General features: G+C 67.5%; 21 protein-coding genes. 13 read left to right on the top strand and 8 right to left on the bottom strand.

Features of this window, described 5'->3' with window-relative positions:
• The first annotated feature begins 49 nt into the window (after window positions 1-49).
• A complete protein-coding gene (locus tag ACFK0J_RS39925; RefSeq protein ID WP_378735120.1) occupies window positions 50-1,474 on the top strand; it encodes a PLP-dependent aminotransferase family protein in 1,425 nt (474 codons plus the stop codon).
• A 40-nt stretch (window positions 1,475-1,514) separates the two neighbouring features.
• Here the strand turns inward: ACFK0J_RS39925 and ACFK0J_RS39930 are convergent, their stop codons facing one another.
• Complete coding sequence (locus ACFK0J_RS39930) at window positions 1,515-2,489, bottom strand: nitronate monooxygenase family protein (protein WP_218472415.1); 975 nt, start codon at window positions 2,487-2,489, stop codon at window positions 1,515-1,517.
• A 341-nt stretch (window positions 2,490-2,830) separates the two neighbouring features.
• Between ACFK0J_RS39930 and fadD5 the strand changes: the two genes are divergently transcribed.
• The gene (fadD5, locus tag ACFK0J_RS39935) at window positions 2,831-4,402 is read left to right on the top strand and encodes a fatty-acid--CoA ligase FadD5 (protein ID WP_378735122.1); all 1,572 of its coding nucleotides are present in this window, start codon (window positions 2,831-2,833) and stop codon (window positions 4,400-4,402) included.
• A 28-nt stretch (window positions 4,403-4,430) separates the two neighbouring features.
• The gene (locus ACFK0J_RS39940; protein ID WP_378735124.1) at window positions 4,431-5,036 is read left to right on the top strand and encodes a cysteine hydrolase; all 606 of its coding nucleotides are present in this window, start codon (window positions 4,431-4,433) and stop codon (window positions 5,034-5,036) included.
• Between the two features lie 13 nt (window positions 5,037-5,049).
• On the opposite strand, the gene ACFK0J_RS39945 is transcribed toward ACFK0J_RS39940, so the two are convergent.
• Window positions 5,050-6,009: an MBL fold metallo-hydrolase gene (locus ACFK0J_RS39945; protein ID WP_378735126.1), complete on the bottom strand. Its 960-nt coding sequence runs from the start codon at window positions 6,007-6,009 to the stop codon at window positions 5,050-5,052.
• A 143-nt stretch (window positions 6,010-6,152) separates the two neighbouring features.
• Here ACFK0J_RS39945 and ACFK0J_RS39950 point away from each other — a divergent pair, with 143 nt between their 5' ends.
• The 3 genes from ACFK0J_RS39950 to ACFK0J_RS39960 are packed head-to-tail and all read left to right on the top strand — an operon-like array spanning window position 6,153 to window position 12,915.
• Complete coding sequence (locus ACFK0J_RS39950; RefSeq protein ID WP_378735128.1) at window positions 6,153-6,392, top strand: acyl carrier protein; 240 nt, start codon at window positions 6,153-6,155, stop codon at window positions 6,390-6,392.
• Complete coding sequence (locus ACFK0J_RS39955) at window positions 6,389-11,194, top strand: SDR family NAD(P)-dependent oxidoreductase (RefSeq protein WP_378735130.1); 4,806 nt, start codon at window positions 6,389-6,391, stop codon at window positions 11,192-11,194. Before ACFK0J_RS39950 ends, ACFK0J_RS39955 begins: the two co-directional genes overlap by 4 nt.
• Window positions 11,191-12,915, top strand: coding sequence for a fatty acyl-AMP ligase (locus ACFK0J_RS39960; protein ID WP_378735132.1), 1,725 nt, complete (start codon window positions 11,191-11,193; stop codon window positions 12,913-12,915). Before ACFK0J_RS39955 ends, ACFK0J_RS39960 begins: the two co-directional genes overlap by 4 nt.
• Before the next feature lie 57 nt (window positions 12,916-12,972).
• On the opposite strand, the gene ACFK0J_RS39965 is transcribed toward ACFK0J_RS39960, so the two are convergent.
• From ACFK0J_RS39965 to ACFK0J_RS39975, 3 genes are all read right to left on the bottom strand, one after another.
• Complete coding sequence (locus ACFK0J_RS39965; RefSeq protein WP_378743346.1) at window positions 12,973-13,371, bottom strand: RNA-binding S4 domain-containing protein; 399 nt, start codon at window positions 13,369-13,371, stop codon at window positions 12,973-12,975.
• Between the two features lie 24 nt (window positions 13,372-13,395).
• Entirely contained in the window at window positions 13,396-13,998 is a 603-nt protein-coding gene (locus ACFK0J_RS39970) for a C40 family peptidase (RefSeq protein WP_378743348.1), read from the bottom strand.
• 438 nt (window positions 13,999-14,436) lie between these two features.
• Window positions 14,437-14,715, bottom strand: a complete 279-nt coding sequence (locus ACFK0J_RS39975; protein WP_218472422.1) for a hypothetical protein — start codon at window positions 14,713-14,715, stop codon at window positions 14,437-14,439.
• Window positions 14,716-14,873: 158 nt separating this feature from the next.
• On the opposite strand from ACFK0J_RS39975, the gene ACFK0J_RS39980 reads away from it, so the two are divergent.
• The 4 genes from ACFK0J_RS39980 (at window position 14,874) to ACFK0J_RS39995 (ending at window position 20,106) form a co-directional block, all read left to right on the top strand.
• On the top strand, window positions 14,874-16,055 hold the full coding sequence (locus ACFK0J_RS39980; RefSeq protein ID WP_218472423.1) for an ATP-binding protein: 1,182 nt from the start codon (window positions 14,874-14,876) through the stop codon (window positions 16,053-16,055).
• 154 nt (window positions 16,056-16,209) lie between these two features.
• Entirely contained in the window at window positions 16,210-18,165 is a 1,956-nt protein-coding gene (locus tag ACFK0J_RS39985) for an acyl-CoA dehydrogenase family protein (protein WP_378735134.1), read from the top strand.
• A gap of 432 nt (window positions 18,166-18,597) precedes the next feature.
• Window positions 18,598-19,563, top strand: coding sequence for an alpha/beta fold hydrolase (locus tag ACFK0J_RS39990; RefSeq protein ID WP_378735136.1), 966 nt, complete (start codon window positions 18,598-18,600; stop codon window positions 19,561-19,563).
• Between the two features lie 255 nt (window positions 19,564-19,818).
• Window positions 19,819-20,106 carry a hypothetical protein gene (locus tag ACFK0J_RS39995; RefSeq protein ID WP_218472426.1) on the top strand — a complete coding sequence of 96 codons (288 nt, stop codon included), beginning with the start codon at window positions 19,819-19,821 and terminating at the stop codon, window positions 20,104-20,106.
• 95 nt (window positions 20,107-20,201) lie between these two features.
• On the opposite strand, the gene ACFK0J_RS40000 is transcribed toward ACFK0J_RS39995, so the two are convergent.
• A complete protein-coding gene (locus tag ACFK0J_RS40000) occupies window positions 20,202-21,425 on the bottom strand; it encodes an acetyl-CoA C-acyltransferase (RefSeq protein WP_378735138.1) in 1,224 nt (407 codons plus the stop codon).
• 552 nt (window positions 21,426-21,977) lie between these two features.
• Here ACFK0J_RS40000 and ACFK0J_RS40005 point away from each other — a divergent pair.
• Genes ACFK0J_RS40005 through ACFK0J_RS40015 form a run of 3 tightly spaced genes read left to right on the top strand, consistent with a single transcriptional unit; the run spans window position 21,978 to window position 25,528 of the window.
• Window positions 21,978-22,808, top strand: a complete 831-nt coding sequence (locus ACFK0J_RS40005) for a hypothetical protein (protein ID WP_378735140.1) — start codon at window positions 21,978-21,980, stop codon at window positions 22,806-22,808.
• A 30-nt stretch (window positions 22,809-22,838) separates the two neighbouring features.
• Window positions 22,839-24,779, top strand: a complete 1,941-nt coding sequence (locus ACFK0J_RS40010) for a fumarate reductase/succinate dehydrogenase flavoprotein subunit (RefSeq protein WP_378735141.1) — start codon at window positions 22,839-22,841, stop codon at window positions 24,777-24,779.
• A gap of 2 nt (window positions 24,780-24,781) precedes the next feature.
• Window positions 24,782-25,528, top strand: a complete 747-nt coding sequence (locus ACFK0J_RS40015) for a succinate dehydrogenase/fumarate reductase iron-sulfur subunit (RefSeq protein WP_378735142.1) — start codon at window positions 24,782-24,784, stop codon at window positions 25,526-25,528.
• Window positions 25,529-25,577: 49 nt separating this feature from the next.
• Here the strand turns inward: ACFK0J_RS40015 and ACFK0J_RS40020 are convergent, their stop codons facing one another.
• Both ACFK0J_RS40020 and ACFK0J_RS40025 read right to left on the bottom strand, forming a co-directional pair.
• On the bottom strand, window positions 25,578-25,715 hold the full coding sequence (locus tag ACFK0J_RS40020) for a hypothetical protein (protein WP_246634268.1): 138 nt from the start codon (window positions 25,713-25,715) through the stop codon (window positions 25,578-25,580).
• Between the two features lie 180 nt (window positions 25,716-25,895).
• A complete protein-coding gene (locus tag ACFK0J_RS40025; protein ID WP_378735144.1) occupies window positions 25,896-26,120 on the bottom strand; it encodes a DUF397 domain-containing protein in 225 nt (74 codons plus the stop codon).
• Window positions 26,121-26,127 lie beyond the last annotated feature (7 nt).

Genomic DNA, 26,127 nt, shown 5'->3' on the forward strand with positions numbered 1-26,127 from the left:
ACGGCCGCGGTCGCCGCTCCATGGCCAATCCGGCAGAATTGGTCTGGCAATGGATCCAATCAATGTCGCCGAACGGCTCGGTCGCTGGTCCGCGGGACGTGGGGCGCTGTACGCGCTGCTGGCCGCGCGACTGCGTTGCCTGATCGATGACGGTGAGCTGCCGCCCGGCACACGGCTGCCGCCGGACCGGGTGCTGGCGAGCACGCTGGCGGTGGGGCGAAGCACCGTGGTTGCCGCCTACGACCTGCTCCAATCGGAGGGCCGGATTGTCCGGCGGCAGGGCAGCGGTACCCGGGTGGCCGGAAACCCGGCGGCCCGGGCCGTCGACACCACCAGCGCGCCGGTGTTCCTCGATCTACTCGAACCGCGTCCCGATGTCATTCCGCTGGCCTGCGCCGCGCCGGACACCCCACCGGTGGAACTGACCGAGTGCTACGCCAGGATCCTGCCCGAGCTCGCCGCGACCATCGGCGATATCGGGTATTACCCGACCGGCCATCCCCGGCTCCGGCACGCCATCGCCGAGTATTACCGAAGCCGGGGCGTGCCGACGACTTTCGAGCAGGTGATGGTCACTACCGGAGGGCAGCAGGCGCTTTCACTGCTGGCGCGCGGCTTTGTGCAACCGGGCGATCGGGTATTGATGGAATCGCCGAGTTCGCCGCCCGCGCTGGAGGCGTTTCGGGCGGAAGCGGCCGTCGTGCGGGGGCTGCCACCCGGACTGCCCGGTTTCGCCGCGGCCGCGCGCGACCATCGTCCGGCCCTCGCCTACGTGATCCCAACTTTCCAGAACCCGACCGGATCGGTGCTCGCCCCGCTGGCGCGCAGGCGGTTGGCGGAAACAGCGGCCGCGGCGGGCGTTCCACTCATCGAAGACGAGGTACTCGCCGAGCTCGGCTTCCCCGGATTCAGCACGCCGCCACCCTTGGCCGCCCACTCGGCGGCGGTGATCACGGTCGGCTCGCTGAGCAAGACCGTGTGGGGCGGGCTGCGCATCGGCTGGATCCGGGCCGCCGCGCCGATCATCGCCAGGCTCGCCCGAATTCGGGCGGTGCACGATCTCGGCGGCGACGTCCCCGCCCAGTTGGCCGCGGCCGAATTGATGCCGCGCCTGGCTGCCGTCTGTGCCCGGCTCGCACCGGAACGGCAAGCCAGACACGACCACCTACGTGCCGAACTCGCTCGACTACTGCCCGATTGGCACGTCCCAGCGCTAACGGGTGGCCAAACCCTCTGGGTGCGTTTGCCTTACGGTGACGGCACCTCGTTCGCGCAGGCGGCGCTGCGCCATGGCGTCGCCATCCTGCCCGGCAGCGGGCTCGACCCGACCGGTGGCAGTGCGGACCACATTCGCGTCCACTTCCTGCACCCGCCGGACACCCTCACCGAGGCAGCCCGCCGTCTCACCGAAGCATGGCGCACCTATCGGCCACCCGCTCGTCCCGCGCCCGCGCCGCCCGCTCTCGCTATCTGAGTCGCGCACCGACTCACGAACAGCGGCAACCGGTTCGGCGTCAGGCGACGACGGTTTCGGCGAGGCGGGCGGTGATGAGAGCTTCGGCTTCGCGGACCATGCGGGTGATGAGTTCTTCGCAGGTGGGGATGTCATGGATGAGACCCTGGACCTGGCCCGCGCTCCAGATGCCCGCGTCGAGGTCGCCCTCTTCGAAGACACGGCGGCCGCGGGCGCCGGCGACCAGATCGCGGACGTCGTCGAAAGTGCCGCCCGCCTTTTCGATTTCGACCACCTTGCGGCTGATCTCGTTGTCGGCGACGCGGGCGGTGTTGTGCATGGTGCGGAAGATCAGCTGGGTATCGCGCTCGGTGTGCGCGACGATCTGTTCCTTGACCTTCTGGTGGACCGCGGATTCCTGGGTGCACAGGAAGCGGGTGCCCATGTTGACGCCGTCGGCGCCGAGGGCGAGGGCGGCGACCAGGCCGCTGGCGTCGGCGAAGCCGCCCGAGGCGATCATCGGAATGTCGAGCACCCGGGCAGCGGCGGGGATCAAAATCAGGCCGGGCACGTCGTCCTCGCCGGGGTGGCCCGCGCATTCGAAGCCGTCGATGCTGACGCCGTCGACGCCGATCCGCTGCGCCTTCAGCGCGTGCCGCACGCTGGTGCACTTGTGCAGCACCTTGATCCCCGCGTCCTGGTAGTACGGCAGGAACGGCTCCGGGTTGCTGCCCGCCGTCTCGACGATCTTGACGCCGCTCTCGACGATCGCCTGGACGTATTCGGCGTAGGGCGGCGGATTGATCGAGGGCAGGATGGTGACGTTCACGCCGAACGGCTTGTCGGTCAACTCCCGGGTGCGGGCGATCTCGCGGCGCAGGTCGTCCGGCGTCGGCTGGGTGAGGGCGGTGATGAAGCCGAGCCCGCCCGCGTTGGCGACGGCCGCGACGAGTTCGGCACGGCCGACCCACATCATCCCGCCCTGCACGATCGGGTGTTCCACGCCGAAGGTTTCGGTGAACCTGGTCCGCAGCATTGCGCTCTCCTATGCCTCGCGCGGGCGTGCCAGTTCGCCCGTAGGCCTGAATGGTGACACGGGGATCCACTCGGGTTCAACCCATAAGTAAGCCGACATTCGCATCGTCGGGCGACTTCGGAGTGGCACGCAGCCGGTCTTGCCCTCCGTTATTGGACGAAAATCTGCAGTTGAACGCCCGTTTCCCTGGCGAGTTATCGACGGCTGCTGATTAACGACGGTTCATATTTCGATCCCTTGCCTGCGCGATAAGTTAGTTGTTATTCTGCTCTCAGTTCAGCCCGTCACGGCTGTCGGCCACCCCGGCGGACGCAGGTGACGGTCCGAGAGGAGTTCGTGGCATGACCACCGGTGCGCAGGCGCTCGACGAGCCGCTCAGGTCGCGGCGCAACCACTGGAACAATCAGATCGCGGCGCACGCGCAGATGCGCCCGGACGCGGTCGCGCTGCGGTTCCGTGGGACGGATACCACCTGGGGGCAACTGCACGAACGCTCACTGAAATTCGCCGACGCCCTCGCCCGGCGCGGTGTCGGCTTCGGCGACCGGGTGCTGATCCTCGCGCTGAACTACCCCGAATACCTCGAGGCCGTGTTCGGCGTCAACGCGCTCGGCGCCATCGCGGTGCCGGTCAACTTCCGCCTCACCCCACCCGAGGTCGCCTACATCGTGAGCGACAGCGGCGCGAAGGCGATCGTCACCGACACCATGCTGCAGCCGCTGGCCGCCGCGGTGCGTGCGCAATCCAGCACGCTGGAAACCTGTTTCGTGATCGGCGGGCAGACCGCCGACGACGTACTCGGCTTCGACGACGTGCTGGCCGAGGGCGGCGAACCGCACACGCCGCTCGACATCCCCGAGGACACCCCCTCGCTGATCATGTACACCTCGGGCACCACCGGCAGCCCGAAGGGCGCGATCCTGTCGCATGCCAACATGAATGCCCAAGCGCTGACGTGCATCCGGGCGCTCGCGATCGAACCGGACTCGATCGGCTTCTGCACCTCACCGTTGTTCCACATCGCCGGACTCGGCAGTCTCGCACCGTATTTCCTGCTCGGCGCGAAGACCGTGCTGCATCCGCTCGGCGCGTTCGATCCCACCGAATTCCTGGACGCGATCGAGCGGGAGCAGGCGACCAGCGCGTTCTGCGTGCCCGCGCAGTGGCAGGCCATCTGCGCCGAGCCGACGGTGAAACAGCGCAAGCTCGCGCTGACGGGACTCAGCTGGGGTGCGGCGCCCGCCTCCGACACGGTGCTGAAGGCGATGGCCGACTGCTTCCCGAACGCGTTCAATGTCGCGGTGTTCGGGCAGACCGAGATGTCGCCGATCACCTGCGTGCTCGACGGCAAGGACGCACTGCGCAAGCTCGGCTCGGTCGGCAAGCCGATTCCGACCATCCAGGCGCGCATCGTCGACGACGAGATGAATGACGTCGCGCCCGGCGAGATCGGCGAAATCGTCTACCGCGGGCCGACGCTCATGCAGGGCTACTGGAACAAGCCGGAAGCGACGGCGGAGGCGTTCGCCGGCGGCTGGTTCCACTCCGGCGACCTGGTCAGCCAGGACGAGGAGGGGTTCATCTGGGTGGTGGACCGCAAGAAGGACATGATCATCTCCGGTGGCGAGAACATCTACTGCGCCGAGGTGGAGAACGTGCTGTTCGCGCATCCGAAGATTCGGGAGGCCGCGGTGATCGGCCGGGCGCACGAGAAGTGGGGCGAGGTCCCGGTCGCCGTCGTCGCGCTCAACTCGGCCGAGGACGAGCTGACACTGGACGAGCTGACGGCGTTCCTCAACGAGAACCTGGCTCGGTACAAGCATCCCAAGGATCTGGTGATCGTTCCGGAGCTGCCCCGCAATGCCAGCGGCAAGGTCGTGAAAGTCCAACTGCGCAAGGATTATTCATCCTGACTTTAGTTAACTAATGTAAGGTCGTGGGATGGCGATTCCACGTATCCGCGCGGCCGTGCTCGCGCTGCACTGGCAGGTGAATGTGATCAAGCCCGACGGCTTCTTCGGGCCCATGCTCGCGGCGCCGGTCGCGGCCAGCGGCGCGGTCGAGCACGCGGTGAACTTCCACGAAGTGGCGGCCGGGCACGGAGTTCCGGTGATCTTCACCCGGTTCACCATTCCGGTCGGTGAGGGGGAGTTGGTCCGCAATACCGGCTTCATGCGGTCGGTGGGCGCGGCGCAGACCGAGTTCCGGCCGGATTCGCCCGGCAGCCAACTCATCCCGGAGATGGCGGCACAGCCGACCGAGGTATTCGACAACCAGAAGCTGTCCGGACTGGCGGGCAGCAAACTGCCCGACTGGTTGGCGGGCCAAGGCATCGACACCCTGTTCATCACCGGCGTCGCCACCAACCTCACCGTGGAACAAACCGCAAGGCACGCCACCGATCTGGGCTTCACCGTCCACCCGATGGCCGACTGCACCGCCGCGGCCGCCCCGGCGGCACATGAGTCATCCCTGGCGAACCTCGAACTCGTCACCGCCGGTGCCCTGACCACGGCGCAGGCACTGGAGTTGATCACCCGTCGCTGACCGGACCGGCCGGTCAAGCCCTGGCGAGAACCGCGTCGTAGTCGTGGCCGGCGATGACCTCGAGGTCGGCGGGAAGGGCGTGTAGACGTTGGATGGTGCGGAAAGCGGCGTCCCGGTCGGCGTCGAAGAGGAGGCCTGGCATCGGGGCCTTTTCGCGGATCAGCTTGATTTGCAGGGTATTCCAGACGGCGTCACCGACGAGGAGTACCCGGGTGCCGTCGTCGACCGCGAGCAGGACGCCGATGCTGCCTGGCGTGTGTCCCGCCAGATCGACGAGGACAACAGCACCATCGCCGAAGACGTCGTGGCTGCGCGGGAAGGTGAGTACGGGCGGGCCGTCGAGTTCCACCGGCGCGACGGACTGGCCGCGCAACGGTTCCCGGATCACACCGATCGGCGCCTCGTCGCCGCGCATCGCCCAGTCGTATTCCACCGCGGGGACTCTGAGTTCGATCGAGTCCGGTAGCTCGAGCAGGCCGGAGACGTGGTCCCAGTGCAGGTGGGTGGCGAGGGTGAAGTCGATGTCGGCGGGAGCGAGATCGCGGGCGGCGAGCGCGTTGCTCAGGCCGAGTACCGGCTTTTCCGGAGACACCAGTCTGCCGACGGGGAAGGGGTGTCCGGGCAGGACACGCTCGTGCACGTCGGAACAGATAGCGGGGTCGACAAGAAATCTGGCCCGCGGGTGCTCGACCAAGAAGGCGCCCATCGACATCGGCAACTCCCGCAGACTTCGCACACCCTCGGCGACGATGATGGTCGGTGCGGCCATCTTGGCCTGCATTATCGAGGTCAGTCGCACGGTCGCCTGTGCTTTCGGCGCCGGCGCGGTCACCAGGCTCGCGAGAAACGCCTGGTCGGCTCGGCGCGGCCGGAGCAGCCTGCCCGGCGTCGCGGCCAGCGCCACGCAACAACGTGCCAGCGTGCGGAGGGTTCCGGGTCGTCCGTCGGCGGGCCGTGCGGAGGATTCGCTCACCTCGTCACGGTAGGCGATGGGGGCGCCGCACAAAAGGCTCTTCTCCGCGGTGCGATATCTCGGCATAATCGCGGGGGTAGCTGGGCGGTCGAGACGAGCCGCCGATTCGGTGGGTAGTTGCGTTCGGGATGGATCGGAGCTCGATGGTGCACAGTCGGCGTGCGCTCACGACCGCGGCGGTCACTGCCGTGGCCGAGTTGCTCGGCGTCGACGAGACGGCCGTGTGCACCAGCGCGCCGTTCGCCGACCTCGGCTTGAATTCCACCCAGCTGGCCCGGCTTACGGCGCGCCTCGAGGATGCCATGGGGGTCGAGGTCGAGCTCAGCGCGATATTCGACTACCCGGACATAGATCAATTGGTCGAGTACCTCGCGATGCGATGACCACGGCCGCAGTATCGATCGTCGGCATCGGCTGCCGGGTACCCGGCGCCGGGGGCGGCGACGAATTCTGGCGGATGCTGCTCGCGGGGCGCGACGCCACCGCAGCGCCGCCGGACGGACGCTTCGGCACCCGGCGCGGCGGCTACCTGGACGACGTCGAATTGTTCGACAACGACTGGTTCGCCCTCGACGACCGGGAGACCGCGCTCATGGACCCGCGGCAGCGGCTGGCCATGGAAGTCGCCGTCGAGGCCATCGACGACGCCGGGATCGGTTATCGCGTACCGGGTTCGGGCGGCGCGGTGCTGTTCGGCGCGTGCGGCTACAGCCACGGTATCGCCGTGCTCGGCCGGGACGGTACCGACGCACGCCGCGCCGTCGCCGGTTCCGGGCTCGGCTCGGTCGCCACCCGGCTGTCTTACCTGCTGGATTTGCACGGACCGAGCATGGTGCTGGACAGCGCGGGGGCGTCCGCGCTGGCCGCTGTCGACTTGGCGGTGCGGCTGCTCGTCGATGAGACGGTGCCGTTCGCGATCGTGGGCGGTGTCGATCTCACGCTGCTGCCGCATGACTCGGCCACCGTGGCGGAGAGCCGGTTCCGCCCACCTGGCGGACGCGGCGAACCATTCGACGCGGATAAAGACGGCTGGGTCCGCGGCGAGGGCTGTGCTGTGGTGATCCTGCAGCGCACGGAAGACGCGGTGCGCGAGGGAAATCGGATCTACGCGGAGGTCGCCGGGACAGCTGTCGGCGCGAATGGCCACTCCAACAGCCGCTGTGCACCGAACGGTCGCGCCCAGCAGGACACGGTGCGCGCGACGTGGTCTCGAGCTGAGCTCGACCCGCACACCGCTGGATACATCGAATGCCACGGCATCGGACCCGCAGTGGACGACGCGGCGGGGGCGGGCGCGCTGGCGGCCGTTGTCGCACAGGGGTTTACGGAACGTGTCGAGCCGACTGGGATCGGGTCGGTCACGTCCGATATCGGGCAGCTCGAAGCGGACTCGGGCATCATCGGCGTGATCAAAACGGCGCTGTCCATCCACCACGGCGTCATCGTCCCCACCATCGGCTTCGATACCGAGAACCCGTTGCTGAAAACGACCGAACGCGGGCCGCGGGTGCCGACGGCACCGGTCGACTGGAGCATGGTGCCACGCGGCGATCGCAGTGCGGGGGTCTGCTCCGTCGGCTTCGGCGGCACCACTGCACACGTGGTGCTTCGCGGTGTCGAGGCAACGCCCGTAGCGCACGGAGACGAGTCGCCGGTACTGATCCCGATCACTGGCCGCGATACCGACGAGCTGCGCGCACAGGCGCTTCGGTTCGCCGACCAGCTCGAGCTCGGCGACGCGTCACTGCGTGAAAGTGTCGCCGCGGCTGCCAGATTGCTGCCGGAGCAGAACCGACTATGCGTGCTGGCGCGGGATCGGGAGGATGCGGTGGCGCAGCTGCGCACGGTGGCGCGTGGCGACTCGGGTGGCGCGGCGCCCGGTCCGGCCACGACGCGGCGGCGTGGTGGTGTCTTGTTCTTGTTCTCCGGGCCGGGCGGTCAGCATCTGGCGATGGGGCGGTCGCTCGCGGCGCGACACAGCGACTTCGCCACCGCGCTGGCCAGCGCGGCCGATGCGATCGCCGCGGCAGGTGGGCCGCGGATCTGGACGCCGCGGCACGGCTTCGCGCTGTCGGCGGGCAACGGTAGCTCCGGAAACGGCTCGCATGCCCCGGAATACGTGCAGCCCGCGATCTTCGCGTTCCAGGTGGCGATGGCGGAATTGCTGGCAGCCTGGGGTATTCGGCCGGACGCGGTGGCGGGGCATGGTCTGGGTGAGGCGGCCGCGGCGGTCGTCAGCGGCGCGTTGTCGCTGTCGGACGCGGCGCTGGTCGTGGTGCGGCGCAGCAAGTCCCGACCGGATCTGCACGCGGCGACGGCCCTGTTGACGGCGGCGCCCTACGAGGCGGCGAAGCTGGTGGAGCCGATGCGCGCGCAGGTGGGCATCGCGGCGATCAACGGTCCGCGGTCCGTGGTGGTGTCCGGTAGCGCCCGCTACATCGATACGCTCGTCCGACGAGCCAAGCGCCGCAATATGTCCGCGCTACGGATCGCCGACGATTCGGGCGCGTACACGCCGCGGATTGCCGCCGTGCCGCCGGAGTTCGTCGAAGCGCTGGCTGATCTGCGGCCCGTGGTACCGCACACCCCGATGTATTCCACCGTCCGCCGGGGTGAGCTGATCTCGAGCGCCAGCTTGGACGGCGAATACTGGTCCGAGAATGCCTCGGGGACAGTCGAACTCGGTGCGGCGCTGGAGAGCGCCGCCGCGGCTGGTCTGTCGACCGTGCTGGAGGTCGCGCCGCACCCCGTGCTGATTCCGGCCGTCCGGGAGCATCCCGACTTTCACGACGCCGCGCACCCGGTAGCCACTCGCGACGACGAGGCGGGCGGGTTCCTCAGCTGCCTGGCCCGACTTCATCTGGAAGGACGACCGGTCGACTGGTCCGCACAGGGCCCGTTCACTACCGCCGCACCACGGCGGGCGTGGCGCAAGCGTCGCTTCCCACTGGTCACCGCGGTGCCGGACGCCGCTGCAGAACCGTTCCCCGCAGACGATCTCACCGACCACATGGTCCAGGGTGCGGCGACCGTGCCTGCCGCCTTCTGGCTGCGCAGGCTGCTGCACCTGACGCGCACCGGCACCGGGGCGGCGACGGTGCTCACCGACTTCGTGGTGCACGATCGGGCCGAGTTGTCGGTCCTGCCGGAGGTCGTTTATCGCAGGCGCGGCGATGGAGGTCTGCGGGCGGAGGTCACGGCGGCCGGAGCGCTGGCTTCGGCCCGGCCGGTCGGTGACCCCACACCCGCGGATATCGTCGCATGGATGCGGGTGGTGGATGCCAACCGGGCTGGGCGACACCGTATGCGGATCATCGCGCCCGCTGCCTTCTACGACCAATTGCGTTGTCGGCGGCTGGAGTACGGACCGCGCTTCCGGGTGCTGCGCGGCATCGCGACCGGAACCGACACCGCGATCGGCCTCTTCGATGCGGCCGAATTGCGCCGCACCGCAACGCTGGACGGCTGTCTGCAGCTGCTTGCCGCGACGATCTATGACGATTTGCCCGTCGGTGTGGTCCCGCTGCCGATCGGCATAGATTCCGCGTGGTTGTCGGCGGAACCGAACAGGACCGTTCTCGAAGCGCACGCGTTCCTCCGGGAGCGCACCCGCACCGGACTCACCGGCGACGTCATCGGAACCGATCAGCACGGCGTGCCCTGCCTGGCATTTTCCGGGGTGCGAATCCGATTCTCGGAACAGGATTCGCCCGCTGGCGTCTCGGTCGCACCGCGCCGCGCCGATCGCGCCGCACCCTATTTTCAGGAAATTTGGGTAGCTCATGACCTCGAGTCCGTCGGCCTCGCTAGTTCAGAGCACCCGAACGCGCAGCGCGTTTTGGTGATCGGCGGATCGAACCTGGCCATTCAGTTGGCAAAGTTGCTCGACGACACCATGCCCACCGATCTCATTGCCCGCGAACCCGACACCGCAGGGCCCCTCGTCACCACCTGGCTGGCGAGCACCGGTAGCGCCCCCACCGCGGTCGTACTTGTTTGGCCTACCGACGACAGATCGTCGGCAACGGCATCCGGCACAGGATTCGAGGGGAGTGCCGCGGCGACGGTCGGCCGGGTCCTCGAACTGCTGCAACGGGTCCGGGCCGACGGAGGCACAGCTTCGTTGACGATCGTGCTGCCGGAACCGACCGCAGCGTCGGTGCCACCCACCGACGGTCCCGACAACCTCGCGGTCCCGGCGGCGATCGCCGGTCTGGTGCGGTCCCTGCAACTGGAATCCGATCGCATGGTCCGTCTCGTCTGGGTCGATACCGACACCCGGAACCTGCCGCCGCTGTGTCGACTCGTTGCGGCGGGGTCTAGCGACACCTCTCGGCTGCCCGCCGAAATACGGTGCTCCGCAGGCGATCTCGCCGAACGCCGGTTCACCGCCGCGCGGCTCCGGCCGAGTCCCAAGGCCACCATCGACACCAACGGAACCTACGTCGTCACCGGCGGGTTGGGTGCGGTAGGCGCGGTCGCGGTGCGCTGGCTGCTCGATGCCGGGGCACGTGACGTAGTGGTGCTCACCCGTGCGCCTCGCCCTGTCCCGCCGCTACTGGACGGACTCGAAGATCGGATCGTCGTGGTCCGCTGCGACGCCGCCGACCGGGGCGACCTGGCCAACGCGCTCAACGACATTCGCCACTGCGGCTCCACCATTCGCGGCTTGGTCCATGCGGCGGGCACCACGGAGAACGCCACCTTCGACGCGGCCACCCCTGACCAGTTGGCCAGGATGTTGTCACCGAAGCTGACCGCCGCGGGCAATCTGATCGAGCTCACCGCGGCCGACCCGACAGATTTCATCCTGCTGTTCTCCGCCGCCACCGGCGCGCTCGGCGGCCCGGGCCAGGCCGCCTACGCCGCCGCCAACGCCGCGATGGACTCCCTTGCGCTGACGTATCCGGGGCGGGGTGTACTCAGCATCGGCTGGGGCGCGTGGGCAACGGGTTCGCAAGCGGCGGCGTCACACTTGCGACGGGCGGGCGTCACAGCTTTCGACACCCGGCGCGGCGGCGCACTGTTGTCCGAGGCGCTGCGCTACGAAGGGACATATCTCTGCGCAGTCGATTACACACCGACCACTGATGCATCACCCCTGGCGGTGCGAATGTCGGATCTCCTTGCACCCACCGCCGTTGCTGCTCGGGTCGCCGCCGTGCACACCAGCGAGGGACCGTGACGTTGACCATCATTCGCAACAGTCTCGCCGTACGGGTCGCCGAGTGGGCCACGTCCCGACCGGAGACGGTCGCCTACACCGAACTTCGATACCGGATGCACGAACGGCGTCCCGTCGCCGCGACCTACGCGCGCTTACACACCGCCGCAGGCGAACTCGCCGCGCGACTGCGGATCGCGAGCGCACCGGGTGACCGGGTCGCCATCCTCTGCGCGCACGGACTCGACTATGCCGTCGCGTTTCTCGCCTGTCTGTACAGCAATCGCATTGCGGTGCCGTTGTTTCCGGCAGCGGGTTCGCGCAATAAAGAACGGCTGCTCGCGGCGCTCGCCGACGCGCGGCCCGCCCTCGCCCTGCTGTCGCACGGTGACTCGACCAGCGAGTCGGTGCTCGGACCGCTGCTCGGTCAGGTTTTGCGGCTCCCGGCGGAGGTGACCGCACCGAACGCCGATTCGGCCGAACCGGTCATCGATCCGGTCCGCGCCGAGCTCGCCTACTTGCAGTACACCTCAGGATCGACCCAGTCGCCCACGGGCGTCCGGGTCACCCACGCGAACCTGACGACGGCGCTGGAACAACTGCGGCACGCGCTGCAGCCCGCGCCGGACAAGCCCATCCTGACCTGGCTGCCGTTCTTCCACGACATGGGCCTCATCCTGGGCATGTCCCTGCCGCTCTACTGTGGCGTGCCCGGCTTGACCATGGCCCCCGCCGAATTCGTGAAGCGGCCCATCCGGTGGCTGCGTGCCGTGAGCGACTACCGCGCCGGAATCACCGGCGGGCCCAATTTCGGCCTGGCCCTGGCTGTTTCGGCGACGACGCCGGAAGAACGGGCTGGTCTCGACCTGTCCGGGCTCGACATGCTGCTCAACGGCTCCGAGCCGGTCCGCGCCGACGTGCTCACCGAATTCACCGAGACCTTCGCCGAATACGGGTTCCGGCATCGTGCGCATACACCCGGTTTCGGCCTGGCCGAGGCCACGCTCAGCGTGACGGTCTGCGACTGGCGCGAAGAGCCGGTGGCGCACCGCTTCGACCGGGCCGCGCTGGCCGACGGGCGGGCGATCCCGCTGGCCGACGGGGCCGAACCGCTCATCGGCGCGCCGCTCGTCGGTTGCGGCGCGCCTGCCGGACAGGACGTGCGCATCGTCGACCCCGTCAGTTGCGTCGAGTTGCCCACCGGCCGGGTCGGCGAGATCTGGGTGGCGGGCGACAATGTATGCGACGGCTACTACGGCAGGCCGGACGCCACCGCCGCGGCCTTCCACGCCACCCTGCCCGGCAGCGACGCCCACTGGCTGCGCACCGGCGACCTCGGCTTCTGGTTCGACGGTCAGCTCTACATCGCGGGCCGCCGCAAGGACGTCATCGTCGTCGACGGCCGCAATCACTATCCGGCCGATATCGAGGCGACGGTCGAAGCCTGCGCCCCCGAGGTGCGGCCCGGGCACGTGACGGCGTTCGGCCACGACGACGGACGCCGAGAAGACTTGGTGGTGGTCGCGGAGTTGCGCACTGTCGAGGCCGTCGAACCGGCCGAGCTTTCGGTGCTGGCCCGCAGGATCCGCACTGCGGTCGCGGCCGCACACGAGGTGCTGCCCGGCGCGGTGATGCTGGTCGAGCCCGGCCGGATTCCCAAGACCACCAGCGGCAAGCTGCGCCGCGGCGAATGCCGGGCCCGCTATATCGCGGGTCATCTGGATCCCGTCGCGGTGATCTGAGCGCGCCCGCTGAACAGGTCCGCGGGCCGCGATGATGTCACCCGGTGCCGTTCGCGCTCACTCGTCGGTGCGGCCGAGGAGCCGATCGGTTTCCCGCCGCTCGCGTTTGGTGGGTCGGCCGGACCCGCGGTCGCGTCGCGGCATGGTGGCGAGGAGTTCGCGGGAGGGTGGGGGTGGGCTGTGGTCGACCAGGCATTGCGCGGCAATGGGGGCGCTGACGCGCTTGGTGATGATCCGCTCGACGATCACGATGCGTTCGACGCCGCTGAGGCGGATGCGCACCTCGTCACCGGGCTTGACCGGCTGGGCGGGTTTGGCCGCGGCACCGTTGACGCGGACGTGTCCACCGCGGCATGCCTCGGCCGCAGCGGATCTCGTTTTGAACAGGCGCACGGCCCAAGTCCATGAATCGACTCGGGCCTGCGTCGCAGTACTCTTGTTTCCGCTTGTACGGATGCCGTTGTCGGCGGGGGCCACGCTCTAGACGATACGGCGTGCGGTGACCACCTGGTCGGGACTGAGCGGGGTGTAGGTGACCGGCTGGCCGGACTGCACCGCGTTGAGCAGCTTGCCGTCACCGGCGTAGATGCCGACGTGGCCGCCACCGTTGGTCACGACGATGTCGCCGGGCTGCAGGTTCTGGAAGGCCACCGGAGCGCCGACGTGCGACTGCTCGAAGCTGGTGCGGGGGAGCTCGATGCCTGCCTGCCGGTAGGCCCACTGGACCAGGCCGGAGCAGTCGAAGTTGGAGGGACCAGCGGCACCCCAGGAGTACATCGCGCCGACCTTGGTCTTGGCGGCGTCAAGCGCGATATCGCTGGCACTGGGAGCTTGGTTGAACAGGCCGGGCATGTTCGGCGCGAAATTGGGGACGCCGGGTGCGGCCTGCTGCGGCGCGCCGGGAACCTGTGCGTTGGGCATGGCCGAAACGGCCTGCTGGATCTGCTGGTTGAGTTGCTGGACCGGCGCTTCGTATTCCTGTGGCACAGGAACATCGAAGTTGCCCAGTCCGGGGATGTTGATGGTTGCCGCCATCGCCGGGATCGCGGGCATGGCCCCGGTCGTCGCGGCCACCGCGCCCATCACGAGGGCACCCTTGACGGAATTCGGCAAGCGAGAATCCCGCTGCAAGCTGTGTTTACCCACCGAGCTACGTCTCCGATCTTCGTGCTCTCCCGCCGACCGGGTTCGCTGACCAGAAAATGGCCGCAAGGTATCACCCAGACGAACCTTTGGGTGTTCCCGGCACGGCAGCCGGGAAGATGGCCCCGACAGCCGTTAAGGCGGTAACTCCGTGGCGCCGCTTCTCTTTCGAAACGACAGGACTCCACTAAGTCACGAAGAGATTACGATGCCGACGCGGTGTTGTCCAGCGCACAGACCTGCAAGTTTTCCGCGGGCGCCAAACTCGCTGGACGATCGCCCGGTTTCGCGACACGCCCGCTGGGTCACGACACGATATCGGCGACCGAGCGCCCGTGACCGAACGGCGAGCGGCGGGGCGAATCGGCCGCCCGGAACTCAGGATTCGAGGCCGTTCGGGGACTCGCCGCCGCGTTCGGCGAGCGCCCGCTCGAGTTCGACGATCCGGCGGCGCGCATCGGCGAGTCCGACTTCCAGCTGACCGAGCGCCATCACCAAGGGGCCGACCGCCAGATCCGCCACCAGCTGCGGATCGTCATAGCCGCGCTCTATCGCCACCAGGATGTTGGAGCGAATGCGCCGCGCCACCGTGGCATCCGGTGGAACGTTCCACGATTCGACCACCTCGGCAGTGGTTGGGGTGGGTTCGTCGGACATGCCCCTCCGATACTCGCCGGAAACGCCACCAGCGTAGTGACTTCCGGGCCTATAGCAATACTGCAAGAGCATCGTGCAATACCGACCGCTAGCAATATCTAGGACACGCCGTAGATGGGGACAGATTTCCCGGACGGAACGGGCTACGGTGTTAGGGCATGGACCCCGTGCGGAATCCGTATGCTCCCGGAGCCGGACAGCGCCCACCCGAATTAGCCGGGCGCGACAAGCAACTCACCGCCTTCGATATCGTGCTCGAACGCATCGCGCGTGGCCGTCCGGAGCGCAGCGTCATGCTCACCGGCCTGCGTGGCGTCGGAAAGACGGTGCTGCTCAACCAACTTCGCTCCGCTGCCATCTCCCGCGGCTGGGGCACCGGCAAGATCGAGGCACGACCGGACCAGGACCTGCGCCGACCGCTGTCCTCCGCGCTGCACATGGCCGTCCGCGCGATCGCCATGGCGCACCGCAATCCGGAGCGGGTCGACGACTTCCTCGGCATCCTCAAGGCGTTCGCGCTACGCGCCACCGCCGACAAGGGCATGCGGGAACGCTGGCAGCCCGGCATCGACGTGCCCGCGGTCACCGGCCGGGCCGATTCCGGCGATATCGAGATCGACCTGGTCGAGCTGCTGGTCGAGGCAGCCGCGCTGGCCGGCGAGATCGGCGTCGGCATCGCGATTTTCATCGATGAGATGCAGGACCTCGGTCCGGCCGATATCTCCGCGATCTGCGGGGCCTGCCACGAATTGAGCCAGGACGCGGCACCACTCATCGTCGTCGGCGCCGGCTTGCCGCACCTGCCCGCCGTGCTGTCCGCCTCGAAGAGCTACTCGGAGCGACTGTTCAGTTATCACCGCATCGATCGGCTCGACCGGGAATCCGCCGACCTGGCGCTGATCGCGCCCGCCGAGCGCGAAGAGGTGAAGTTCACCGACGAAGCCCTGGATGCCCTGTACCACAAGGCCGATGGTTATCCGTACTTCGTGCAGGCCTACGGCAAGGCGGCCTGGGACCAGGCGCCGGAAAGTCCGATCACCGCCGAGGATGTCGAGGTGGCCTCGCCGACCGCGGAGGAGGAGCTGGCGGTCGGCTTCTTCGGCTCCCGCTACGAACGGGCAACGCCCGCCGAGCGCGAGTACATGCGCGCCATGGCCGATCTGGCGGGTGATGACGGTCCGGTGGCGACCTCGGCGGTGGCCACCGAGTTGGGCCGCAAGCCCGCCTCACTCTCGCCCGCGCGCGACGGGCTGATCAAGAAGGGGCTGATCTACTCGGCCGAGCGCGGCACCATCGGATTCACCGTGCCGCACTTCGGCCGCTATCTGCGCAGCGTCTGAGTCGCCAGATACCGGCGGACGGGATAGCCGCGGATAAGGTGCTCTACCAAGATCATTAGAGATCTATAGAAATCAATCGACCCGCAGCCCTACCGGCGAGTAACTAAAGTTCCTACACTCGAATGTGATCCTGATCACGTCCGAGGAGGACATCATGGCGACAGCCGCGAAAGTCGACGCCACCGAAGAACAGGCCCGCGCACTGGTCGAGGAATCCCGCGAAACCAGCTGGGCCAAACCATCGTTCGCCAAGGAGATGTTTCTCGGACGGTTCCGGCTCGATCTGATCCACCCCTACCCCCAGCCCGGCCCGGAGGACGCCGCGCGCACCGAGGCCTACCTGGCCCGGCTGCGGCCGTACTGCGAATCCATCGACGGTCGCGTGATCGAAGCGGAGGGCCGCATCCCGGACGAGTACGTCAAGGGCCTCGCCGAGCTCGGCTGCTTCGGCCTGAAGATCCCGGAATCGTATGGCGGGCAGGGTCTTTCCCAGTTCGGCTACAACCGCGCGCTGATGCTGGTCGGCTCGGCCCACCCCAGCCTCGGCGTGCTGCTCTCGGCGCACCAGTCCATCGGGGTACCCGAGCCGCTGAAGCTGGCGGGCACCGCCGAGCAGAAGGCGGAGTTCCTGCCGCGCTGCGCCGCGGGCGCGGTCAGCGCGTTCCTGCTCACCGAGCCCGACGTCGGCTCCGACCCGGCCCGGATGGCGAGCACCGCGACCCCGATCGAGGACGGCGACGCCTACCAGCTCAATGGCCTCAAGCTGTGGACCACCAACGGTGTCGTCGCCGAGTTGCTGGTGGTGATGGCCAGGGTGCCCAAGAGCGACGGACATCGCGGCGGCATCTCCGCGTTCGTCGTCGAGGCCGACTCGCCGGGCATCACGGTGGAGCGGCGCAATGCGTTCATGGGCCTGCGCGGCATCGAGAACGGCGTCACCCGGCTGCACAACGTGCGGGTGCCGAAGGGCAATCTCATCGGGCGGGAAGGCGACGGCCTGAAGATCGCGCTCACCACCCTCAACGCGGGCAGGCTGGCCATCCCGGCGCTGTGCACCGCGTCGTCGAAGTGGTCGCTGAAGATCGCCAGGGAGTGGAGCGCCGAGCGGGTGCAGTGGGGCAAGCCGGTCGGCGAACACGAGGCCGTCGGCCAGAAGATCGCCTTCATCGCCGCCACCACCTACGCGCTGGAGGCGGCGCTCGACCTGTCGGCCGCCATGTGCGACGAGGCCCGCAACGACATCCGAATCGAGGCGGCGCTGGCCAAGCTCTGGGCCAGCGAGATGAGTTGCACGATCGCCGATGAGCTGGTGCAGATCCGGGGCGGTCGCGGGTACGAGACGGCGGCATCGCTCGCGGCCCGCGGCGAACGCGCGGTCGGCGCCGAACAACTGGTCCGCGATCTGCGGATCAATCGCATCTTCGAGGGCTCCAGCGAGATCATGCGGCTGCTGATCGCCAGGGAGATGGCCGACGCACACATGTCCGCGGCGGGTGCGCTGGTGGACCGCAAGGCCGAATTCAAGGACAAAGCCAAGGCGGCGGTCGGGGCGACCGGCTTCTACGCCAAATGGTTCCCGCAGCTCGCAGTCGGCGCGGGAACGGTACCCGCGACCTATCCCGAGTTCGGCACGCTCGCCCGGCATCTGCGGTTCATCGAGCGCAGCTCGCGCAAGCAGGCCAGGTCACTGATGTACGCGATGGGTCGTTGGCAGGCGGGGCTGGAATATCGGCAGAACTTCCTGGGGCGGATCGTCGATATCGGCGCCGAGCTGTTCGCGATGTCGGCCGCCTGCGTGCGGGCCCAGTCGTTGCGGGCCGCGGGCGCGGCGGAGGCCGAAGCCGCGACGGAACTCGCGGACGTCTTCTGCAGACAGTCCCGGATCCGGGTGCGCAGGCTGTTCGACGCGCTGTGGGACAACACCGACGATGACGATCGCACGCTGGCCCACGGCGTGCTCACCGGCCGGTACACCTGGTTGGAGGACGGCGTGTTCGATCCCAGCGAGGGGACCGGGCCGTGGATCGCCGAATGGCAGCTCGGCCCGTCGACCGAGCCGAACCTGCTGCGCCCGTTCCTACCGTCCACCCGCAGCCACGCCAAGTCCTGACCGGAGGACGGTCGGCCGCCCACCGGGCGTCACGCTCGATAACGCTATGGCACGAGCGTGACGTCCGGCGGGTGCCACCGATCGGTGAATATCCCGACGTATCGGCAAATCCCTAGATAGACTTAGATTTTCAGGACAGGGGCGAGGCGACCACTTCGTAACCGAAGCTAGGGGACTCTAGGGAATTTGGAAGATAGCCTGATAGCAGGCAAGCGTCGACCGATCATGACTATCTATCGAAATCTAGCGTTTGACCTACCGTTTCGTAGATACTCCGGACTTCGACGACCGACGGACCGTCAGGTACGCCCTGGGCGTCGGTTGGACAACTTGTCCATAACGGCAGGTATGGGCCGTTAACGCAGCGGAAATGTATATCGACAACCGGGCACAGAACGCTCCGCAGGGATGCACCCTCCTCAGGAGAACCTCATGTCCACGATCATCGCCCGCTGCGCCGCCGACTACGACGGTCACCGTGTCACGGTGCCGGCCGAAGACGGCGTGCCACTCTCGGTCCGCGCCTTCGGCACCGACACCGCGCCCGTCACCGTGGTGTTCGTGCACGGCCACTGCCTGCGCACCGAATCCTGGTCCTTCCTGCGCGACGAACTGCTTCGCCAATGGGGCGCCGACACCCGGATGATCTTCTACGACCACCGCGGCCACGGTGAATCCGGCGAGGCCCACCCGTCGACCTACACCATCGACCAGCTCGCCCGCGATCTCGACACCGTGCTCCGGGCGGTCGCGCCGACCGGTCCGGTGATCTTGGTCGGCCATTCGATGGGCGCGATGGTCGTGCTGGCCTACGCCCGGCTGTTCCCGGAGATGATCGGCACCCGCGTCGTCGGCGTCGGGCTGATCGCGGGCGCGGCCAACGGCATCACCGAGGTGGGGCTCGGCCGATTCCTGAAGCGGCGCGCGGTGAACTCGCTACAGGTGGCCGTGGTGCGCGCACCGCGCGTCATGCAGGGCTCCAAGCGGCTGTCCCGCCGGATCTTCGAACCGATCATGCGCGCCGCCAATTCCGGTACCAGGAAGGTGAATCCGCGGATGGTCGCGGTCGCCACCGCCATGCTGAACGACACGCCGCTGCTGACCATGTCGAGCTTTCTCGGCTCGCTGATCACCTTCGACGAGACCGCGTCGCTGCACCGGCTCGGCACCATTCCGGCGCTGGTACTGGCGGGCACGGCGGACATCGTGGTGCCGTTCGCGCATTCGGTGGTGCTCGCCTCGCAGCTGGCCGGCTCGCAGCTGGTTCCACTGGAAGGGGCCGGGCACAGCGTGATCTTCGAGCGGGCCGAGGAGGTCGCGGTGTCCATCGTCGGGCTGGTCGATCAGGTCGTCACGAGCATGCGTGGGCAGGGGCCGGAACTCGCCGTCGCCGGATGAGCGGGTCGCTCCGGATCGTCCGGGGCGGGCCGCTCAGGCGTTCACACCAGACGCGGCGGACGCGCGTGGGCAACATTTGGGCGAACTGCCGAACTTTGCCAGCTGACGAGCCAGATCCGGATTCTTTCTGTACTGTGTTGTAGATCACGTTGTGTGGTGAGTCACACGACTTGGTGCAGCGCGGTTCCAGGCAGACCATGGAAATACCCGCTACCCACCGAGTTCGCATGTCTGCCAGGAACACAGGAGGTATCGATGACACGCAGCGAAATCGCGGAACTCCGCTACACGGTCGGCCAGCTCCGGCAATCCATCGGCGCACTGCGGGCCCACTATGGCGACGCGAATATGGTGCGGCGGCTGGAGAACGACCTCGAACGGCTCGTCATCGACGCCGACGAACTCGAGCAGTCACCGCCGCCGGAAATCCGCCGCCGCCCCCAGGACACCATCTACGTCCCGGACAGCAAGTCCGACGAGGCGGCCTGGATGGGCGCGCAGGACGAGGGCCTGGGTTTCCACTCCCGCCCCAGGACCACTTAACTCGAGGACCACTTAACTCGAGTCTCGGATTCGCGGGCCCACGCCGTGCCGGTGGGCCCGCGAATCCTTGCGCCGACCCCCACCCGGTCGGTGGATCAGGCGCGATGACGGCCGAATCGCCGAGCCGGGCGGGCCCCGTGGAACCGCGCGCCGCGCGGGGTTTCGGCGATCGGGTCCGATTTCGCCGACTCGAACAGCGCCGCGATGCCGTGGTCATGGCCGAGCGCGATCGCCTCCAAGCCGTAGTTGCCGCCGGTGCGAGCGAGTTCGTGCAGCATCGTGGTCATGATCCGCAGGCCGGTGGCGCCGACCGGATGGCCGAGCGCGATGGCCGAGCCGTTCACATTGAGCCGGTTCCGCGGATCGAAATCCCATTCCCGCGCCAGCGCAAGCACTTCCACCGCGAATCCCTCGTTCACCTCGACCAGATCGATGTCGTCGAGCGCGAATCCGGTGCGCCCGAGCAGCTTGGCGACAGCGGGTGCCGCACCGAGTGTCGCTGTGTCCGAATCACATCCTGCCGCCGCCCAACCCACCAGATACGCCATCGGGGTCAGACCGAGATCGACGAGCCGATCCTCGGCGACGACCAGACAGGCCGACGCGCCGTGCCGATGCGAGCTCATGTTGCCCGCGGTGACCACGCCGTTCGAGACCAGTGGGCGCAACGCGGCCAACGTATAGGTGGAGACGTCTTCGCATACGCCTTCGTCGCGCAGAATCCGGTGACCGCCGGTGCCTTCGAGGCCGGGATCGGACCAGCCGGGCTCATCCAGCACGCCGACCGGGATCACCTCGGCGGCGAACGTGCCCTGCCGCCAAGCGCGCGCGGCTTTGCGATGGCTGGCCACCGCGAACTCGTCGGCGTCCGCGCGGCTGATGCCGTAATAGCGGGCCAGTTCCTCGGCGTTGGCCAGATCGGACGCGTGGGCCGCTTCGCCGTGGCCGGCAGCGGCATCGGGGGCGCACTCGACACCGCCGGCCACCACGACGTCGGCGGCGCCGGTCTGCACCATCATGGCCGCGGTGATCACCGCCTGTAGCCCGCTGCCGCAGCGCCGATCGGTCAGGAAACCGGGAACGGCGAACGGTAACCCCGCACCCCGCGCGGCAACCCTGCTCAACGCGGGCCCGGTAGCCAGACCGCCGTCGACACACGCCATCGCGACGTCTTCGATGCGCATCGGGTCGATCCCGGAACGCTCGACCACCGCGGACAGCACCGTCGAAGCCATCCATTCCGGCGGCATTCCGGACAGCGCTCCGCCTTCGATCCCACTGGGCGTCCGGACCGGTGCGACTATCGCCGCTCGTCTCATCTTGGTGCTCCTTCCCCCGCCCAGTTCGCCGCGTCGATGGCATCTGCGCACGTCAGCGGGTACATCTCGGAAATAGGTGAGCACAGATTTGTTGCCGCCGTGTGACGATCGGCGCGTCGGAATTTCGACTTCGGGTTTCGTTTACGCGCAGAGCCCTCGAATCCTGTTCTGTTTTAGACGAGTTCGAAGCGTTTGCGGTTCGTTCACCGCTCGACCGCATCGGTTGAAGTGACATCCAATGTGGCGCAAATCACGGGCATCCGGGCGGGTCCGGAATGCTGGGACCCTGCTCGAGCGATAGCGGGGGTGTCGTATGGTGCTGGGCATCACATTCGATTGCGGAGGTAACGATGACCACCCGCACAGCAGATCAGCGAGGCATCCACCAGTGAGTGAGCGCAGCGATCGAACCGAAAACACAGCGCCCTCGGCATTCACGACGGTGCCGAGCGTCAGCGAGGCGCGGTCGCCGATGAGTGAGCGCAGCGATCGAACCAAAAACACAGCGCCCTCGGCATTCACGACGGTGCCGAGCGTCAGCGAGGCGCGGTCGTGAATGCCGCACCGACCGCCACGCCGGAAGCGGGGACCGGCGTCTTCAGCAAAACGAGGGCTCGAATTTCCGAACGCACCCTGCGTACCGATCGATGGTGGATTCCGCCACTGTTCACGGTGCTCGGGCTGGCCGCGTTCGTTATCTACGCGACGATCAGATCCTATGTGCGAACCGCCTATTGGGTTCCGGACTACCACTACCTGACGCCGTTCTACTCACCGTGCCTGAGCACCTCCTGCGTCGAGGGTTCGAGCCACTTCGGCACGCCGTTCGGTGAGCTGCCCGGGATCTTGCCGCTCGGCTTCGTGGTGCTGCCCTTCCTGCTCGGCTTCCGGCTGACCTGCTACTACTACCGCAAGGCCTACTACCGGGCCGTGTGGTTCTCCCCGCCCGCCTGCGCGGTCGCCGAACCGCACGCCAAGTACACCGGCGAGACCAGGCTGCCGCTGATCATCCAGAACGTGCACCGCTACTTCTTCTATGTGGCCGTGGTGGTTTCGGTGATCAACACCTACGACGCGATCGTCGCGTTCCACGGCAAGGACGGCGGATTCGGCCTCGGCCTCGGCAATATCGTCCTGTGGGTCAACGTGATCCTGCTGTGGGCGTACACCCTCTCCTGCCACTCGTGCAGGCACATCGCGGGCGGGCGGCTCAAGAACTTCTCCGCCCATCCGGTGCGCTACTGGTTCTGGACCCAGGTCTCCAAGTTGAACACCCGGCACATGGCGCTGGCCTGGACCACTCTGGGCACCCTCGTGCTGACCGACTTCTACGTCATGTTGGTTGCCAGCAAGACGATTTCGGATCTGCGGTTCATCAACTGATCCGCCCCAACCCCAGGAGTATTCGCGGCCATGCCAGAAGTTGAACGGCACAAGTACGACGTCGTCGTGATCGGGGCCGGTGGCGCCGGATTGCGTGCGGTGATCGAGGCCAGAGAACACGGCCACTCCGTTGCGGTGGTGTGCAAATCGCTGTTCGGCAAGGCGCACACCGTGATGGCCGAAGGCGGCTGCGCCGCATCGATGGGCAATGCCAACGAAAAGGACAACTGGCAAACACATTTCAAGGACACCATGCGTGGTGGCAAGTTCCTGAACAACTGGCGTATGGCCGAACTGCATGCCCAGGAGGCGCCCGACCGGGTGTGGGAGCTGGAAACCTATGGGGCACTGTTCGATCGGACCGCCGACGGCCGGATCAGCCAGCGCAACTTCGGTGGCCACACCTATCCGCGGCTCGCGCACGTCGGTGACCGCACCGGCTTGGAAATCATCCGCACCATGCAGCAGAAGATCGTCGCGCTGCAGCAGGAGGACTACGCGGCGACGGGCGACTACGAGTCACGCATCAAGGTCTTCTCCGAATGCACCATCACCGAATTGCTGAAGGACGGGGACCGGATCTCCGGCGCGTTCGGCTACTGGCGCGAGTCCGGTCGATTCATCCTTTTCGAAACGCCCGCAGTGGTTTTGGCGACCGGCGGCATCGGCAAGTCGTACAAGGTGACCTCGAATTCGTGGGAGTACACCGGCGACGGCCACGCGCTCGCGCTGCGGGCCGGGGCGACGCTGATCAACATGGAGTTCCTGCAGTTCCATCCGACCGGCATGGTCTGGCCGCCGAGCGTCAAGGGCATCCTGGTCACCGAGGGTGTGCGCGGCGACGGTGGGGTGCTGAAGAACACCGAGGGCAAGCGGTTCATGTTCGACTACATCCCGCCGGTCTTCAAGGGGCAGTACGCCGAAACCGAGGAAGAGGCCGATCAGTGGTTGCGCGACAACGATTCCGCGCGCCGCACCCCCGACCTGCTGCCGCGTGACGAGGTCGCGCGCGCGATCAACGAGGAGGTCAAGGCCGGTCGCGGGACTCCGCACGGCGGCGTCTTCCTCGATATCGCCTCGCGTATGCCCGCCGAGGAGATCAAGCGTCGGCTGCCCTCCATGCATCACCAGTTCAAAGAGCTCGCGGACGTGGATATCACGGCGGAGCCGATGGAGGTCGGCCCCACCTGTCACTACGTAATGGGTGGTATCGAGGTCGATCCCGATACCGGGGCGGCGACGGTGCCGGGTTTGTTCGCCGCGGGTGAGTGTTCCGGCGGCATGCACGGTTCCAACCGGCTCGGCGGCAACTCGCTGTCGGACCTGCTGGTGTTCGGTCGCCGGGCCGGGCTCGGCGCGGCCGCGTACGTCGAGCAGCTCGGCGCGCGGCCGACGATCACCGACGCCGATGTCACGGCGGCCGCGAAAGTCGCACTCGCACCGTTCGACCCGCCTACCGAGGGCGCGGGCGAGAATCCGTACACCCTGCACACCGACCTGCAGCAGACGATGAACGACCTGGTCGGGATCATCCGCAAGGAACACGAGGTGCGTGAGGCGCTCAGCAAGCTCGCCGAGCTGCGGGCCAGGTTCAAGCAGGTCACCGTCGAGGGTCACCGCCAGTTCAATCCGGGCTGGCACCTCGCGCTCGATCTGGAGAACATGCTGCTGGTCAGCGAGTGCGTCGCGAAGGCGGCATTGCTGCGCACCGAAAGTCGGGGCGGGCACACCCGCGACGATCATCCGTCGATGGATCCCGCCTGGCGAAACCAGCTGCTGGTCTGCTCGGTGGATCCGAGTACGGCGGGGGAGACCATCCCTGACGTCACAGTGACGCCGAAGGCGCAGACCCCGATGCGGCCGGAACTGCTCGCCCTTTTCGAACTCGGCGAGCTCGAAAAGTACTACACCCCGGAGGAAATCGCCGGGCACCCGGCAGCGGCCGGGACATCGACAGAGCGAGAGGCGTAGCGATGGGTTACGACGCCAAATTCCGCGTATGGCGCGGCGACCTCGACGGCGGCGAACTGCACGACTTCACCGTGCCGGTGAACGAGGGCGAGGTGGTGCTCGACATTATCCACCGGTTGCAGGCCACCCAGGCGCCGGACCTGGCGGTGCGCTGGAACTGCAAGGCGGGCAAGTGCGGTTCCTGTTCGGCCGAGGTGAACGGGCGGCCGCGGCTGCTGTGCATGACGCGGATGTCCACCTTTACCGAGGCCGAGGTCATCACGGTGACCCCGATGCGTACCTTCCCGGTGGTCAAGGACCTGGTCACCGACGTGTCCTTCAACTACCAGAAGGCCAGGGAGATACCGTCGTTCACGCCGCCCGCGGATCTGAAGCCGGGCGACTACCGGATGAAGCAGGTCGATGTGGAGCGCTCCCAGGAGTTCCGCAAATGCATCGAATGTTTCCTGTGCCAGAACACCTGTCACGTGGTGCGTGACCACGAGGAGAACAAGGCCTCATTCGCCGGGCCGCGGTTCCTGATGCGGATCGCGGAATTGGAGATGCATCCGCTGGATGTCGCCGATCGGCGCGACCTCGCCCAGGACGAGCAGGGACTCGGCCTCTGCAATATCACCAAGTGCTGCACCGAGGTCTGCCCGGAACATATCAAGATCACCGACAATGCCTTGATCCCGATGAAGGAGCGCGTGGCCGATCGAAAGTACGATCCGCTGGTGTGGTTGGGCAACAAGCTGTTTCGTCGCTGACGCCGATGACAACCGGCCGAGTTTCCGGCTCGGCCGGTTGGCGCACCCGTCATAACATCGCCACCACGCCGACGGCGACCACCCACACCAACACACCGACGAACAGAGCCGACAGCAGTGAGCCGGTGAGGATGTAAACGCCGATCGAGGTCACCGCGAAGAGCAGCGCCACGATCAGCCATTCCACCCAATCCCCAGGCCGCAATTTCTTGTACCGGGAGTGGGAACCTTTGAGCCCACGGTCCACAAAAAATTAACTACCCAAAAGATCTTCAGGCGAAACTCGCGGCCAACAGACAACGCCGATGGCTCCCCCGCCCGAGTCTGGCCTGAATACCCGGAGAGGCGGGGGAGCCGGGCCTTCGCGCTATTCCGGGCGGTCGAACTCGCCATCGTGCACACCGGCAGTGAACGCGGCCCATTCCGCGGGCGTGAAGACCAGTACGGGCCCGTCGGGGTTCTTGCCGTCGCGCAGGCCGACGTGACCATCCGCGAGCTGCGCCACCTCGACGCTGTCATTGCCCGCGCCCGCGCCGGCCTTGCGCCACGTCGCTCCGGTCAGATCGACATTCGCGCCACTATTGATACTCACGACTTCT

The sequence above is a fragment of the Nocardia brasiliensis genome, from assembly GCF_042691675.1.
GTDB lineage: Bacteria > Actinomycetota > Actinomycetes > Mycobacteriales > Mycobacteriaceae > Nocardia > Nocardia brasiliensis_D.